This is a genomic window from Flavobacterium cupriresistens, from assembly GCF_020911925.1.
Classification (GTDB): Bacteria; Bacteroidota; Bacteroidia; order Flavobacteriales; family Flavobacteriaceae; genus Flavobacterium; species Flavobacterium cupriresistens.
In genome coordinates, this window is record NZ_CP087134.1 from 5,177,701 (window position 1) to 5,194,729 (window position 17,029).

General features: G+C 31.0%; 13 protein-coding genes and 1 tRNA gene. 1 reads left to right on the forward strand and 13 read right to left on the reverse strand.

Translation table 11 applies throughout. From position 1 onward, the window contains the following. Positions 1 to 45: 45 nt before the first annotated feature. The 12 genes from LNP23_RS20550 to LNP23_RS20605 all read right to left on the reverse strand — a co-directional run bounded on the left by LNP23_RS20550 (position 46) and on the right by LNP23_RS20605 (position 15,129). Entirely contained in the window at positions 46 to 1,632 is a 1,587-nt protein-coding gene (locus tag LNP23_RS20550) for a DNA polymerase (RefSeq protein WP_230002682.1), read from the reverse strand. Further along, on the reverse strand, positions 1,632 to 4,082 hold the full coding sequence (locus tag LNP23_RS20555; RefSeq protein ID WP_230002683.1) for a reverse transcriptase/maturase family protein: 2,451 nt from the start codon (positions 4,080 to 4,082) through the stop codon (positions 1,632 to 1,634). The genes LNP23_RS20550 and LNP23_RS20555 overlap by 1 nt, the downstream gene beginning before the upstream one ends. Positions 4,083 to 4,088: 6 nt before the next feature. After that, positions 4,089 to 5,144, reverse strand: coding sequence for a ComEC/Rec2 family competence protein (locus LNP23_RS20560; RefSeq protein WP_230002684.1), 1,056 nt, complete (start codon positions 5,142 to 5,144; stop codon positions 4,089 to 4,091). A gap of 259 nt (positions 5,145 to 5,403) precedes the next feature. After that, entirely contained in the window at positions 5,404 to 6,462 is a 1,059-nt protein-coding gene (locus LNP23_RS20565; protein ID WP_230002685.1) for a DNA polymerase beta superfamily protein, read from the reverse strand. A gap of 1 nt (position 6,463) precedes the next feature. After that, on the reverse strand, positions 6,464 to 6,613 hold the full coding sequence (locus LNP23_RS20570) for a hypothetical protein (protein ID WP_230002686.1): 150 nt from the start codon (positions 6,611 to 6,613) through the stop codon (positions 6,464 to 6,466). Between the two features lie 278 nt (positions 6,614 to 6,891). Next, positions 6,892 to 7,914, reverse strand: coding sequence for a hypothetical protein (locus LNP23_RS20575; protein ID WP_230002687.1), 1,023 nt, complete (start codon positions 7,912 to 7,914; stop codon positions 6,892 to 6,894). 108 nt (positions 7,915 to 8,022) lie between these two features. Continuing rightward, positions 8,023 to 8,526 (reverse strand): hypothetical protein, encoded by a 504-nt coding sequence (locus LNP23_RS20580; protein ID WP_230002688.1) that lies wholly within the window; start codon positions 8,524 to 8,526, stop codon positions 8,023 to 8,025. Positions 8,527 to 8,568: 42 nt separating this feature from the next. Continuing rightward, positions 8,569 to 9,369, reverse strand: coding sequence for a TatD family hydrolase (locus tag LNP23_RS20585; RefSeq protein WP_230002689.1), 801 nt, complete (start codon positions 9,367 to 9,369; stop codon positions 8,569 to 8,571). A gap of 374 nt (positions 9,370 to 9,743) precedes the next feature. Further along, complete coding sequence (locus tag LNP23_RS20590; RefSeq protein WP_230002690.1) at positions 9,744 to 10,616, reverse strand: phosphatase domain-containing protein; 873 nt, start codon at positions 10,614 to 10,616, stop codon at positions 9,744 to 9,746. Position 10,617: 1 nt separating this feature from the next. Beyond that, positions 10,618 to 11,634, reverse strand: coding sequence for an RNA ligase (locus LNP23_RS20595; protein WP_230002691.1), 1,017 nt, complete (start codon positions 11,632 to 11,634; stop codon positions 10,618 to 10,620). Positions 11,635 to 12,530: 896 nt separating this feature from the next. Then, positions 12,531 to 14,771: a hypothetical protein gene (locus LNP23_RS20600; RefSeq protein ID WP_230002692.1), complete on the reverse strand. Its 2,241-nt coding sequence runs from the start codon at positions 14,769 to 14,771 to the stop codon at positions 12,531 to 12,533. Positions 14,772 to 15,011: 240 nt separating this feature from the next. After that, positions 15,012 to 15,129: transfer RNA gene (locus LNP23_RS20605), tRNA-Asp, on the reverse strand. 194 nt (positions 15,130 to 15,323) lie between these two features. On the opposite strand from LNP23_RS20605, the gene LNP23_RS20610 reads away from it, so the two are divergent. Next, positions 15,324 to 15,941, forward strand: a complete 618-nt coding sequence (locus tag LNP23_RS20610) for an HD domain-containing protein (RefSeq protein ID WP_230002693.1) — start codon at positions 15,324 to 15,326, stop codon at positions 15,939 to 15,941. An 82-nt stretch (positions 15,942 to 16,023) separates the two neighbouring features. On the opposite strand, the gene LNP23_RS20615 is transcribed toward LNP23_RS20610, so the two are convergent. Continuing rightward, entirely contained in the window at positions 16,024 to 17,025 is a 1,002-nt protein-coding gene (locus LNP23_RS20615) for a PorP/SprF family type IX secretion system membrane protein (RefSeq protein WP_047773673.1), read from the reverse strand. Positions 17,026 to 17,029 lie beyond the last annotated feature (4 nt).

The following is a 17,029-nucleotide window of genomic DNA, read 5'->3' on the forward strand; positions in this document are numbered from 1 at the left end:
AAAGATATACTTTTTAATCAAAAAGAAAGTTTTTGCTTACGAAATTTATTTTGGATCATAAAATGGTTTAAATTCAACCGCAGGTTCTATTTTTGGACAAATTTCTTTAAATGCCTTTTTAAAATGAGTTTCTAAAAATTTACTTTTTTCTATTCTTTTGCCAATAGGTATTTGATATAACACAGCATCATGCATAGGAATTAAAAACTCAATTTCTTTATCCAAATTATATACTTCAATTATTGCTTTTTTTAATATTAATGATGCATTCCCCTGAATTCTTTGACTAATTAACCAACTCTCTTCTTCATTATTTTTATTGTCAAAACTTTTGTATCTTTTATTTCCTTGAGTTGTTTCTACAAAACCGTCAATTCTAAATTTTTTCTTTAATTTTATATTAAACTTTTCTAATTCAGGAAATTTGTTGAAAAAAATATCTAAATCTATATTAGTTACTTTTTTAATGTTTTCTTTCGACATACCATAACAATAACTAAAAAACAGCTTCTTACATTTATCGCGGGAGATATTAGGCACATTTTTCAAAACTTCATTCATTTGCGAATAAATATCTTCCATATTATACATTTCAATCAATTTTAAATCATTAGCCTCAGAAGCTAATATCCCTGCTTCGAACTGGCAATAATCAATATACAATAATTCCATTCCATCTTCAGGCAATATTATATTCCTGTAGTCTCTTTTTAATTGTTGCAAAGAAGGGTATTCCACCAATATTCTACTAGTAACAGTCCCAAAAGATTGAAATTGCGGAAATATTTTTTTGTCATCTAGAGATCCTATTCTCGTCAAAATTGTTTTGTTAATAGACAATTTTCTTTCTTCATATAAAAGTTTTATCAAATCAAAATCATCCTTATAAAACTTAAGATTTCTAATATATTCGTTAGTCCCAATTGTATTAACTAATGCAGGCAAAATCTTACCAACCTCTTTTTTAATATTTTCAAAATCTGTTCTTGAAAAAATACCATATTCCAGTTGAAGCCTGTTTTTAACCTCGTAAAATTCTATATTAACTTTTCTTATTAAGGATGTAATTAAAAGTGTGTCAATCTTTATCCCCTTTTTTGTTCTTTCTAACAAAATAGAACTAATTTTTTTTTCTACTGTTTCATGCCTAAATATTTCATTTCTTTCTTTAAGTTCTTCATAAATCAGTTTTAATATATCCTCAATAGAACTCAATAAAAAACCAAAAATATCTTTTATTTCAGAATCACTACTTCCATCATTAAAACCAAAGTATATTTTTTTTGCCTTTTCCAATTTTTTAATCATTTCTTCATTATCAGCATTTTTGTGAAGTTGCTTCAGTAAATACCAGAAGTCCCAAGGTTGATCATTTTTTGAAAACTCATTTTTTGAATGACCAATAATTTGTTTTTTTAATTGTTCTATATCAGTAAAAAGCGACCTCTCATTTATTTCAATTGCATCAATTATATTTAAAAAATCGAAAGAGATGATATTATAAATCTCTTCTTCTTTAAAGAAATCTAAGTTTTTATGAGTTTTTACTTCTCCTCCAACTATTTTACTATAATAAATGATTTTTTTTTTGCCTTTTAAATAGCTTATATGTTTTAAAATAATTATTTCCATTATAACGAAATTAAATTAGGAGTATCTCTAATAATATTTGAATACTTAAGACTTGGTAAATCAGAAACAAAAACCTCTTTCTGTTCTTTATAAAGTTTTTGATGAAAATCTTTCAAATCTCCTAATATATTTTCATCTCTTATCTCACTTGGATTAACCATTCTCAATGCAATAAGAGCATTTCGTTGAAGAAAATAATTTTCTGCTAAATTTCCATTATTTATAGATTTGAGCATTATTGTTTTATACCTTCTCCAGTCAACTGATGCTAAATATAAAAAAGCTCCGGCAGTATCTGCTTGATTTTCCTGATTTGTATTTTTAATTATATTTGCTGCGTATGTAATTAGTCTTTGTGAAACAAAATTATTGTAACTTAAAAACATCCATAAATAATAAGTCTGTCCTTGGTAAATATTTTTATATTTATCTAAAATAATATCTTCTAAAACTTCAAAATTTTCTCTTTTATAATAAGTTTTATCAATAGCTCTCAACAACTTAATAAAATTAGTTGTCAACCATGGCTGGTTTTCTAATTCATTTAATACATAATCAACTACTTCTTTGAAATTAATAATATCCTTCAATCCAGGGGTTCTTGCAAACTGCTGCAGTTTCTCAATACAAAACCCTAATTTTCTTCTTTTAAGATAATCTTCATCACTTTTATTATTAATGGTACTCTTAAATAATCTAAAAGTAATATATACGGCTTTTTGAACATCTCTCCTTCGTTTAGTTGAAAGAAGACTATTAATTTGTTCTATTTCTATCAGAGATTCAGGCAAATATTCATCAATAGTAAATACATCTTCCCTATAATCTAGTATTTTGGTTTTGGAAGAATTTAAATTTAATCCCAAATCTCTCATTGCAACTGACAAATCATAAATTGCTTTAATTGCTTCGGATTTTGTTTGGCAAACAATTCTAATATCATCCATATATCTATAATAATAAGAATGTCTATTTGAATCTATCATTGTATTATCTAATTTGTTTAAAAATAGATTTGCTAAAAAAGAGGACGCATCTCTATTCTGTGGTATACCAAATTCAGAATTAACTAATTTATCATTCCACTTTACAACTAATTGTTTTAAATTCTCAACAATCTTATATAGATTATTTTTTTTCTCTAAAGTATAATTATCATAATCATGAATTAATTCTTTAATATAATCTATTAGTGTTTTAATATTTATATTCTCAAAAAAATTAGTTATATCAGCAACTACAAGAAATGGTTTATCATTATTCAAAACAAACTTTGTTTGATATATGTATTTTTTCCATTGCTCAATCGAATAATGGTACATATATGTAGCACTTCCTTTTCCAGAATTATACCTAAATGAGTAAACTTTATTATCTAGACTGATATCAAGGTTTTCAGCTAATATATCAACATATGCTTGATAAATTATTCTATCAATGAAACTGACTTCAATTGATGGTCTTGTTGAATAACCTGATTTCGGAATTGTAAAATGTTTTGCAATAGCAGTCGGTACATATACTTTTTCTAAAGAGTTAAGGCTTTCATTTATTCTTTCTAAAAAAAACTTTTTAGAAAGAATAAATTTAAAATTCAAAGGATCCTGAAACCAATCATCTCTTAAATCATTTCTTAATCTTTTAAAAGCTCTCCAAATATTTAATTCAATACCATTTACTACAATAGATTCATAATTGATTAATGAGCCATCTTGATTTATACCTATTTTTTGTATTTCATCAGTAGATCTAATTTTTTCTAAAGCCGAATCATATTTTTCTATGTAATAATTCAATAGTTTTGCTTCCATTTTTTTTGCTGTAAATGAATTTGCAAAACCTGATTCATCTGTTATTTCTGTAATTAAGCCAACTAAAACTGATCGATTTCTATAAAACAAACCTGACCCCGAAAATCCTGATATTTTTTCGTGAGAATTTTCAGCATACACATTTGACAGGCATTCAATATTTAGATCCTTCGATTTAACAGGGTTTACTTTTCTCTTAAAACTAAAATTTTGTGCATTCCCATTCGCAAAATTTGGATAGCCATATGAGTCAAAATATCTATTATTGTTAATATTTCCTAAAATAAATTCTTTACAGTCATCAATATTAAAATCAATAAGCAAAATAGCAATATCATACTCATAAATTGGTATAATTTTATCCGTGGAAATTTTTCCTAGTAATTTAAAATCCCCATTCTCATCTTGCTGATTTATTTCTATTTCATGGACACTGTTTTTATCTGGAAAATCTTCCTTTAATCTTTTCCCAAAAACACAATGCAATGCAGTAAAAACATAATTAATTTTTGATTTTTTTGATGTTTTGTACAAAATTCCTGTACCCAGTGTCTTTTTTGTTTCTTTCTTGAAAGTTGCTGCTATTTTAACAGTTACACTTTTTAAAAGCTCTTCTTGATGCTGATTTAAAGAATACATAATCAATTATAAATTAATCAAATAGCCATGCTCGTAATTTGGCTTTAAACATTCAAAACTAAAATTACTGAAGTCACCATCAAAAAAATTCATGCTATCAATTACTTCTTCGTAATTAAAAATAAAAGAATCAATATTTAAAGTTTTTTTTCTACTTGATAAAATTTTTGCCATAGTTAATTTGTTTGGTAAATTAGCTTTACCCCCGTTGGTGCTAATAATAAAATTGTTACAGTCTAAAAGATCTAGAAATTCAAAACTTAAGCTTCTATGACTACAATGATGTGATAATTTAATATAATCAACTTTAAGTTTATCTGCTTTTCTATCTTTTAAAAGTCTTTTTATTGAATCTGTTAAAATTTCAGGATTTGCATCTCCTAAAAATAAAACTGATTTTGAATTTAACTCCATTAAAAACGCTATACTAACTCTATTTTCAATTTTTGAATCAAGATCTTCCTCTTTATCAATAAAAATTTTAGGATTTTTATCAATCAACTCTTTAATTGAAAATTTATAGTCATTTGAGTTTGATGAAATATCAAATGGATAAGTTTTATCATTTTTTATTTTTAGTTTTTCAATATCTTCTTTAAATGGAGATAATAAAGTTAGTTCTAACCCATAAAAGTTATAAAAATTAAAATTAGGTATATAAATACTAGAACTCCTAGGAATTTTTAATTCATCAATTAAATTTTGAACCTTACATGATTCCAAAAAACTAACATCATTATTTTTAGAATCAAAGACTTCTTTTATTGGATAAAATGAATTAAACCAAATTTCACTAATTATAGATTTATCAATTTTAATATCGGAGAGTAAATAATAAATTCCTTTTATATGATCTTGGTCCGTATGGGTTATAATAAGTAAATCAATGTTTTCTCCTTTATTTTGAATATCTAATATTTCATGCTTTAAGTGTTTATTATATTCACTTTTTTTATTGCCTCCATCAATTAAAATGTTTTTAAACTTATCATCATTTCCTAGAAAACGAAATATAAAGGAGTCTCCATTCCCTGCTTTTAACATTTTTACACTAAAACTCATAAATAAATTTGTTACTTAGATAAAGGTAAAAATTTTAACTACTTTAACAAATAAAAACACGCTTTACTAGACCTTATAACTTACAAAACCTTTTACTTAAATAATATTCTATACATTCTACAACTAGAGAATAATCAAACTTTTTAATACAAATCAAAAAATAATACGTTTTTAAAATATACCTAAAATCAAAAAATCAGGTAAAAAACCCTGATTTTAAATCCTAAAAAAGCGTTTTTAAAACTAAAACGCTCTTTTTTTATCGATACAATTCCTCCCGAATCCTAATCAAAGTTCTTATCACCTTCTCTTCATCCGGAGCTTCTTGAATAGCCGAAGTTCTATAATAACTTTCAATAGAAACAATCAAATCATCAGCCATTTGCAGTAAGTCATCGTATGCTCTGTTTCCGGCTTTTATGTCTAATAATTCCTCCCGATTGTTAACTTTTATATTCAGTTTTCCGGTAGAACCAATTTGCTCAGCGGTTTGCAAAAGTCGGATGGTGTGCATCATGTTTTTGCTGTCGTAATTTTTTCCGTGTTGCTGATTGGTGTTGTAGCGGTCTTCGTTTCGTTTCTCAATCCAGCTCCAATAATCGGTATATTCTTTACAGTATTTCGAATAACCGTCTTGGTTGCAGGATAAATAAGCAATACTTTTTTGACCTTTAGGAACAGACGAAAGCGACACATCGTTTGAGGTTTCTTTTTGTATAATTCCTTTGTAAGCCAATGTGCTGTCGGCATCGTAAAACAAAGCAAACATTCCTTTGGAGTTCGGCAGATTCACCAATCCGCATTGTTCCTGATTTAGGTTATTTTCTGTCAGATAGGCTGTCAAAGAAATTGTTTCGTAGCCTTTTAGAATATAACAAAAATCTAAAAGACTTTTCTTTTCCTTCGGCATTGGATTGACGATTTTCTTGTTTAAACCTCTCGCTTTTTTAATCTGCGATACGGCATAACCAGCAAAAGAATCTTTGCAGAGTTTAGACAAAAAGTCTTCTATCTTTAAACAATCCATCAACGGGTGTTTGTACAATATACAATCTTCAGGCGTGGCAAGAATCTCCAGGATATTAGGATTATTCTTTAAGAGCAATTCCACAAAACGACCGATTTCGTAATAGACCTCATCGTTGGTTTCGTTTGCTATTTGCGGAATATACTCTAAACCAAAGAATTTCTCTTTCGGCACATAATAAACACCTTTTATATCGGTATCAGAAGCAGGTGTATTTAACCCAAAAGATTTACTTCCTGAAATAACTTCAAAAAGGATTAGGTTTTGGGATTTTAGGTCTTGTATGGTCATTTTAAATTCTTTTCTTTTTTTCTTTTGATGTGCTACTTTCGCTAAGCCTTTTTGCTTGTGCTCTGGCTTGCTCTAACGTAACAGGTTTTTGCTTTGCTAGTATTTCCATACCAATTTTTGCTCTTTCTTTAAATGTCAATTTACAATTCATATCTAATAAGGTTAAAGATAAATGCCATTTTTGCAAGCTCTCAAATACATTAAATCATCCAATTTCTGAAAACAAATCCAACTTCTCATTCCTTTTCTTCCCGCTTCCTAATTTACTGGCATTTATCTGATTGAACTGTACCGTTTCTTATAAAAAATCGCGTGAGCCTATATGAAAAAATTGTGATTTTCTTGAAACTTCTCCAATTGCAAATTCCAAATCTATGTTCCTATCTGTTAAAAAAAGCATTTAGCTAAATTCTAACTAACGGGTTAATATTAATCAAAATACCTATATGTTGTATTGCTTAAAAGCGCTTTAATATGACTCTCAAATTGCTCCTTAGAATTCATTCTTTCGGATGAAATCGAAATCATTCCGTCTTCAAGAATTTTATCCAAAAAAATTACTTCATTCTCAAAGTCCCTATTTCCTACAATGGCTAACTTTTTTAATCCCCAATCTTTTTCTTCTTCTTTATCTGATAAAATACTTTTTAGTATCAATCTAAAAACACAAGAAGAAATTCCGCCATAAAATTCAAGTAAATATTTATCAAATTCTATATTATATCGTAATGCTTTATCACTTACATCATCACATAAAAATGGTTGTTCCGAAATAAAATATTTTTTTTCCTCATCCGACATCATAAATTGACAATTTAAAAATAAATCTAACATTGCTTCCTCACTATCATCTTCCTTTTTCTTGATTGAGATAACAGCCGCCGGAACATTCGCTAACATATATGCCAAATACTTATGATGACCATCTAAAATAAAAACTACATCTAAGCATATTATAGTTATGATTTTTGGTCTAATTCCTTTTTCTATTAATTCTTTATAGAACTTAACTCTTTCAAATGAGATATCAGAATAAGGTATAGTAAACATTACATTATGAGGTTCTTCAACCTTCCTGTAATTTTCATAATTATAACAAAAATTAGTCGTGTTTTGAATCCTGTGATAATCCTTATGCAACTCAAATTTTGACAAAATCCAGTTTTCCAACTTTACTTCATATCGACCGGACAAAAAAATATTTAGAAAAGAATAAATCTCTTTTTTTATTTCTTCATTATTTCCATAGATTAAAATTTCATCAAAATTATATATATCGTCAATTTTTTCGTGATCATAATTTAACCAAAATTGTTTAGCCGAATCCTTTTCTGTGCAGTACTCATATTTATCAAAAGCAATCGGTTTCTTAATTTTAAGACAGGTAATAAAACCATCCCAAACGACATCAATAACATTTTCTCCATTTTCAACTATAATTATCTCGTCCACGTTTGATACTTTTAAACTTTGCAAAATCCTTAAAACTAATTTATTCTTTCCTATTATCGGATAAAGATCATTTAATCCATTATTGTTTTTTTGACTTCTCTTAATTTATTAATTGTTTTCTAACCACCATTTAGACTTTTCTATAACTTTTTGTTCAATATTACTAATATTAACTCCTCTATACCAATAATCTACATCATATTTCATATCAAGCCAAATTTCACTAAGAACACCAAAATTAAGTTCTTCGTCTGGGTGTGTTTTTCGACCATCTCCATCACAGAATATTGCAGCACGAAATAAATTTGTTCTCACATCTTCTCCTTTTACAACTTTATTGAAATGATATCGTGCATAACATATCTCAGCTTCATCATTATACTTTTCTTTTAAGTTCAGTTCTAAAAAAGTACGCTTTAAATAAGGCATAATTTCATCAAGATTAATGGGTTTATAAAAAGTAGCTAACGTATAAAGAGCTTCATTCTCACATCCCAAATTAATAAATTGTATTGCCCAATCTTCAATTAAATTAAAATCAAAATCGTCACATAAATTAATTGACAATATATAATCTGTAAGTATCTTGAAATCTATATTTTCTTGCTCCATATTAGGTTTTTACTGTAAATCTATATAAAACTTTTTACAATTTTAAATCCCAAAAAAGCTCTTCGCATTCTTTGTTGTTTCTTCCGCCACTTTATCTAAAGGAATACCTTTAAACTGTGTAATCGTTCCTGCCACATAAGGCAGAAATGCAGGTTCACAACGGCGTTCGTGGTATTTCTTTAAGAGGCTGTTTGGAACATTTTTCGGGAGCATAAAGGGCGCATCGGTTTCGATCATTATTTTGTCGAGTGGCACGTATTGAATGACTTCTTTTAAATGTTCAAAACGTTTACTGTCTGATATTGCTCCTGTAAAACCAAGATAAAATCCGTTGTCGAGATAGGTCTTAGCTTCTTGCAGAGTTCCCGTAAAACAATGCACAACGGCTTTGGGAAGTTTCGGCAAATATTCACTTGTAATACTCATAAAACGTGTAAAAGCAGCTCTTTCGTGAAGAAACAAAGGCTTCTGAATCTCGACCGCTAATTCTAAATGGGCTTTATAACAGTCTTCCTGCACGTTTCTGGGCGAAAAATCACGATCAAAATCGAGTCCACACTCTCCTACCGAAACAACGTGTTTCTGCTGTAATAAATTCTTAAGTTTCGAAATACTCTGATGGTCAAAGCTCTTCGCATCATGCGGATGTATTCCCGCAGTAGAGTATAAAACCCCCGAATATTGTTTGGCAATCTTTGATGATTCTTCGCTGTTTCTTATGCTTGTTCCCGTAAGGATCATTTTTGTTATATCGGCATCTATTGCGTCTTGTACGATATCGTCTATATCGTTTTGGAATTGTTTATTGGTTAGGTTGATACCTATGTCTATATATGTTTTCATATTTTTTCTTGTGAAATGTTTAATGTTAGAAGCAAAATGTCTGCTAACATGTATTTTTTATTTTTTTTTAAGCAAAGACGCAAAGTTTTTCTCTCTCAGACCCTCAGCACCTTTCTCTCCCCCCATCTGTCAGGCTGAGCGAAGTCGAAGCCCCTTTTATCTTAACCAGCCTTCGACTCCGCTCAGGGTGACAATCGTGCTAATAAGAAATTTTCTCAGAACCTCAGTAACTCAACACCTTTGTTCCTCTGTACCTTTGAACCTTTCCCAAAAATTTCTCGCAAAGCCGCAAAAGCGCAAAGTTTTTTTCCTCAGAATCTCAGCACTTTTCTCCCCCCATCTGTCAGGCTGAGCGAAGTCGAAGCCCCTTTCCCCTAAAAATCCCCGTAATACACCTGAAAACACGGCAACTTCAAATCATTTCTCCAGGTATCTACTACTTGATTCCTGTCGTCTAATACAAATTCAACAAAATAATTATCCTTGATAAATTCATTATAAATCTCAGTTTTAATGATTGAATCTTTTCTATAGTCTTTTGTTTTTCTCATGATTAGAGCATCGTAACCGATTTCGTGTTTTGCCAGGAAACGTAAAGTCGGTTCTCTGTATTCGTCTTCTCTTCCTGAAACTAAGAGTATTTTATAACCTAATTTCTTGTAGTTTCTCAATACATTGGCTACCGGATTATTCAATTCGTCTTCATCACATTTGCTGGCATCAAAGGGGTTTCTTCCGTTCATTAAGGCTAGAGTCCCGTCGAGGTCGCAGATAATGGCTTTTGGCAGCTCCGAATTTTGAACACAGTATTCAGGAGAATCTTTGAAAAACTGACGGTGCATTTTTCGGATTACTTTTTCTCCAACCGGTTTTGCTCTCAAAGCATCTCTTTCTATACAAACTTCAACATCAGTGTTTACTTCTATTACTTCAACCAGCACTTTTTCATTAAATTTTGCGTTGTATACTTCTACCAATTGTGAAACACGTCTAAGATTTGTTTCAGACAAGTTAGTATCATCAATCACAAGACTCTTTCCCTCTTCAAGAGATTTTGTGATTAAGATATCACGAATTTTTTTGACAAACTTCTCGTTTTTCTGACTTGTAAATCCATTATCAAACATAGCACGCAAATCATCTCTGTTGATACGTTTGTATGTTTCAGGGTTTTCTGAAATTATCTTTTTTGCCAAAGTCGATTTACCGCTTCCAGGCAATCCTTTCATTAAAATTACTTTTCTCATTTTATTCTTCTCCTTTATTAAACGGTTTTTCAAATGTTGGCCGAATCATTTTCCAGATTATGGGCGAATAATCTCTATTTTTAAGCATCGAAAATAGTATACTTGGATGTTTACAAGTCAAAAAATAGAGCGCTGTTTCTTTTACCGATTCCAGAACTTTAAAATCTTTTTGGCATTGCTTTTCGATTACGGCATACTTGTTTTCTAAATCGGTTTTGGTTTGTTTCACCCAGTCGAAAAATTCATCGGGTACCCGTTCTAAAACTTCTTCCATCGATTGATTGGTTCTCAGATATTCCCAAATATTCAGATTAGAAACCTGCGTGATAATTCGATGCAAACGAAGGTATTCTTCGAACTTAATTTTCACTCTGAAGTTATTAGAATATTTAATCACAAACCCTTCTTTATTTTCTTTATTCATTACAGACAACATATGGATATCGGTAATTCCGTCGTACTTTTCAACTATTGGAAAACCAATGTCTTCAAGCGGAAATTCTTCTCCGGATTGTGTATCAATAACCGCCAGTAAAACCAACTCTTCCGAAGTTCCGTAATCTAAAACAATACGGTTCTGAGGATAAATAATCTCAAACAAATAGGTTTTATTTTTATCTAAAAGCGACCAGGAATCCTTATATTTTCCATGTAGCATTTCATTTGCTTTATCAGATTGGTCACTGGCAAATGAACCCCGGCTTGCCATAAACGGGACCTCTTCGATCCAATATAAAATTCCCATTGAACCATCCATTTTATCATAGACTTCAAAAGAAGATTTAGGAAGTATTTGATTTTCACATTCACCTAAATTAAAAAACTTAGCAAAAGGTCTCGCCACGATATTAAAATCTTCATCTAAAATCAGCCCTCTGCAACTTAATGTAACTTCATTCCATATTCTCTCAAATTGTGCATTTTGAGTATAATTGTAGATATATAAATTATGCTCAGGGTGTTTGTTTACCTTGACATAGTTTTTGGAAATCATTTCTTGTAAAAGTGTTGTATTCATTTGTTCTAATCTTTCAAACAAAGATTCAAAATCAAGTACGCAATTATTTTGCGTAGTTTAAATTATTCTAACTGTTAAACATATTATATGTGCCGTTCCTACGGAACTAAATTTTGATGCTTGTTATTTTTTCAACGGATTAAAATCCGTTGCTAAAAATGAAATCGTTCCGATGGAACTTGCTTTGACGATATATAGTAAATAAAACAATATTCCCTAAATTTTACCAGATTATAAATGGTGTTTTTTATAATTAATAATCTTCAAAAAAGAAATATGGGATAACATGAATTTTAATTTGCTATAGTTACGAAGTAAAAAACAAAAAAAGTTCGATAGAAACGACAAATATTCTAGTAACAGATTTCAATCCGTTGAAAAATAACGTGTATCAAAATTAAGTTCCATAGGAACGACAAATATTATAGCAACAGATTTCAATCCGTTGAAAAATAACGCGCATCAAAATTCAATTCCATAGGAATGAAAAATATTATAGCAACGGATTTCAATCCGTTGAAAAATAACGCGCATCAAAATTCAATTCCATAAGAATGAAAAATATTCTAGCAACAGATTTCAATACGTTGAAAAAATAACACGCATCAAAATTCAATTCCATAGGAATGAAAAATATTATAGCAACGGATTTCAATCCGTTGAAAAATAATGTGCATCAAAATTTAATTCCATAGGAATGAAAAATATTCTAGCAACGGATTTTAATCCGTTGAAAAATGACGTGCATCAAAATTCAGTTCCATAGGAACGACAAATATTCCAGCAACGGATTTCAATACGTTGAAAAAATAACACGCATCAAAATTCAATCCCTTGGGAACGTCCTATTTATAATAGCAAAAACCACGAACTCTTAAAAATTCGTGGTTTCCATTCTAATCTATTAATAATTGTGTAACCGCAGCAGCGTTCATTGCCCATTGTGCGTTGTACACCTCATCAGCATTTTCATCGTCGATGATTGTCAAATTTTGAGCTTCCGCTTTTAATTGTAACAGACTACCGATATTTAATTTACTGTTCAACTTTGCTAACAATGCCTGAACTCCTTTAAAGTCCAATCCTTGTACCACCTGACCTCCGAAAGTCATCTCTAACCAAACGATTTCTCTTTTGGCTACATCCAAGACTCCAAAAACCAAACCTTTCGCAGCACTTTGTGTCACACGAACCTGATGATCTACACAAGACGGATCGTAAGCAACTCCGGTTCTTTCCGAAATTTTCATTGGATATTTACTGTTCATCCAGCCTACAACGAGATTTGGCGAAATACTTCCGTTACTATATGCATTGCAGGTAAAGGTTACAAATTTTGCGTTGGCTTTTGCCAATTCGTCTATGTTGATGTTGATGTATTCAGCTGTTCCAATTTTATTCGGAATACTTCTGATATCACCACTATGCTGACAACCTTTTGTTGATAATCTGCTAAAAGAACAGATATCGGCACTGTTTTCATAAGCGATATGACAGCTTAAATCCATATCCAAATGTTGCGCCGGTAAATCTACACCCCATTGCATAAACAATCGCACTTCGTTGCCTTCAATCGGAAAACGGGTTCCCATTAAAGCTACTGGTAAATCCTGAACAGAATCGCTTCGGTCTCCAATCGAAACTGGTATGTTGTACAATTGCGAATCGATATAGATCGTTTTATTGGTATTTTTAATCGCTGCGAATCTTTTTTTCATAGCCAAAATACACAAATCCTCAATCTGATTTTTCATCTCTTCTAATTGCAATTCGTCATACAATCCTAACAAGGCATTTGGGTTTACCCGTTTATTAGTTCCGCCCAAAGGTTTCACACTTCTTTGCATGTTTTTATCAAAGTAATTTTGTGCATACATATTCAATGTGAAAATCAACCTTGCCGGAACTTTATCGATAATTTCAGAAAAATGTGTAATCGTTTCGTCTGCACCAAACCAAAGCATATTCGAAAATAACGAACGTGCAAACAAACCCGGACTTTGTTTCAATAAGTCAAATGTTTTAGCTGCGTCAAATTTTAATCGGGCTGTAGTAACTTTACTTTGCCAAACTTCATAGGTTTGGTTGTAAAATACATCTAATAAATCGGCTAATTTTTCAAAACCTTTTCTTTTACTGTATTCAGCCAAACGCAACGCTCTTATAAAACGCACCCACATTCCTCTTTTTGGATGCATGATTTCGCACATAGCCTCAACATTCATATCTAAATGATTTAACCAGGAAGCGACCATCAAACCTTCTTTTCTCGAATATTTAAGTTTCAAATCTTTTTTAGCCAAAACTTTAGACTGTGCGCTTTGATCTGCACCAAAATTGAAATGTTGTCCGTTTTTAGATGCTCTTTTTACGATTGTTTTTGGCTCAATAATTTGCAATAAACCAGTATTTTTAAACCATAAATATCGTAAGATATCAGTTGGTGTTTTAAAATAGGGAGTCGCATTTTCAGCCTGACCGTTTTCAATTAAAACATCGATCACCAACATCAAAGTTTCTTTGATCCCGATCTCTACCTTTGGTAAAGGCAAGTATTTCATAGCTGTTTTTAAGCTTTCGACCTGCGTTGCGTCTAAAGCGGTTTTAGATTGCAATAACGATTTATAAAAGTCTTCCAAGGCTGTTTCATCCCACAATTCAAGCACTTTTAATTTGCTTCCCTGACCGAACTTTTCGATTTTACCAAATTCAAATGGAGTACCACAAAACGGGCAACCGTTATATCTTTCTAAAGGGAAAGTATGATCGGGAATGATATGTCCACATGGCAAATCCGTACCGTTGGTTCTATTAAAAACATTAGCAAAAAAAGTGGCTACGTGATCAAAAACAGATTCTCCTGTTGGAATATTCCATTCTTTAACCAAAGGTGTCCAGTTTTTCCCTGTTCCTAAAACCTCTTTTAAAACCTCTAAAACATCCACTTTGTAATTTGGGCTTACATTGTTTAAAGCATGCAATAAGGATTCCGAAAAGGTAAATCCGAGTTTGGAAACATTGGCTGCTAAAACCGATGTTGTTGCCGATAATTTTTTGATATCATTAGCTATGTATTCACTTGGAATAAAAATAGCATTTTGACGTAAACTGATTTTTACTACTTCTTTTGTTTTCATTTTTTTTATTTTAAAAATTTAGATAATGGTGTTTCTGATTCTACCCTAAAGATTTTGAAGTAAGAAACACTTGACCTTAAATTTGAGGGTAATGGATTAACTGAACTAATGGGAGCGGGTTACCGCGAAGAAGTAAGTTAATCTTGACCCTCTGTTTTATTAATGATAATTCTAAAACTTGTTCGGATTCGAACCGAAATTAGCCGTGTTCTGAAGTACGTTTTATTTGACCATTAATTGTGGAACAGGTGGGGTTCGAACCCACGACCGATGGCGTGACAGGCGGAAGTAAGTTTTAATTGGCCTTTTAGAGGTAATTCCAAAACTAACATTGCTCTAACCGCTGAGCTACTGCCCCAATTGTATGTTTGAGTTTAAAAGATAATTGTACAAGTAAATTTGGAAAGTTTTCGAAGTAACTTACACTTGACCTGATCAACTCAATTTCTATTTCTATGAACTTGTTTTATTTCTTGAACAAAGATTTCAAAACCACTACGCAATTATTCTGCGTAGTGAAATAAAAATTGTATTTTTGATTAAATCTCTTATATGAATTTACAAGAAAAGTATACCGATTTGTTTAGCCGAATTGGCTTTAACGCTAATGAAATTGAGGCTTTGTGGCTTGATTTAGAAAAAGCATATTCCGACAAATCAAGGCATTATCATAATTTAAATCATTTGAAAGAAATGATTGAATTGTTTGATGAATATCAAAATCGTCTCAAAAATCCGGATGAAATTTTGTTTAGTATTTTCTACCACGACTACATTTATAAAGCCACACGAAAGGATAATGAACTAAAAAGTGCCGAATATGCATTGAAAATAGAGACGCACAGCAGTGCGTCTCTACTGAATAAAAATTTAATTTTTGATGCTATTTGTGCAACACAATCCCACCAGCAAAATGACATTGAAGATATCAATTGGCTTATTGATTTTGATTTAAAAATACTTGCTAAAGATTGGAATGATTATCAAATCTACTTTAACCAGATTAGAAAGGAGTATCGTATCTATCCTGATTTTCTATACAATCCCGGCAGGAAAAAGGCACTGGAACATTTTTTAGAAAATGAATATATATTTCAGACAGAGGAATTTAGACATCAATTTGAAAAAGAGGCCCGAGAGAATATTAAACGAGAAATTTTATTGTTGTGAATATATTGTTATAATCACGTCATCGTTGTAAATACGCATTGTAAAGACGCACAGCAGTGCGTCTCTACGGTAATGTTTTTATTTAATTCCCTGCATAATTCGGACAACCAAAACATTTTTTGTCCAAATTAAATTGATAGGTTAAAAGGAGTTCATAAACACCCCCTGTTTTTCCGATACCGGAAGTATTTATGTCATACGAAAAACCTAGTTTCAAATGCTCGTATTGCAATCCTGTAAAAAGATTTACAGAGGTAAGCAAATCTCTTTTGGCACCATTTTTAGAAGGATTTGTAACGGCAGTAGCTCCAAAAAACATTCGCTCAAAAAGTACCGAAGCTCCAACATCCAATCTATTGTAACGCCCTTGTTGCATATAGTTGGAAGTTACAAACATTTTGGTTTCATACGGAAAAAACTGTACATCTATATAATCAGCTACGCGAAATTCATATCCCGAACTTAGAGAGAAAAAAGTCTCCAGGGGCACATTTTCATCACCACTGAATGCAATATTAGGTCTGTTTAAATGTTTCATCGATAATCCGATCCAAAGGGCATCGGTATTAAAAACCATTCCGGCAGAAACATCAAAAAAGTTAACTTTATCATTACGTAACAACGGATCTGCAGAACTGCTGTTTACGGCTCCTGTACGAATGTTAATCTGATCTTCGAGTAATAAATTTTGAAACGCGAATGATTTCAATCCAAAACCGGCTTCAATTCCGGGTCTGAAATACCAATCGTCATTTATTCTCACTCTATAGGCATAATTGGCATTAACTTGTGTGTAATTGTATTTGCTTAAATTTTCTCTTTGATTTAGAACACTTAGTCCAAGACCGCTATTTAGACTTTCACTCCAGGTATTCACAAAGGCGTAATCGGTATCTACTCTCAGGTCAAGATCCGGCCATTGTTCGCGATGTATAATTCCGGCATAAGTAGTTTCCATAAAACCTGAAAAACCTGGATTTAAAGTTTCCGGAACTAAGAAATATTGGGTAAAAATTGGGTCCTGCGCTGTCACTTTAGAATAAAAACAACATGTAATAATTGTAATAAGTAATTTTAATTTCATTTTG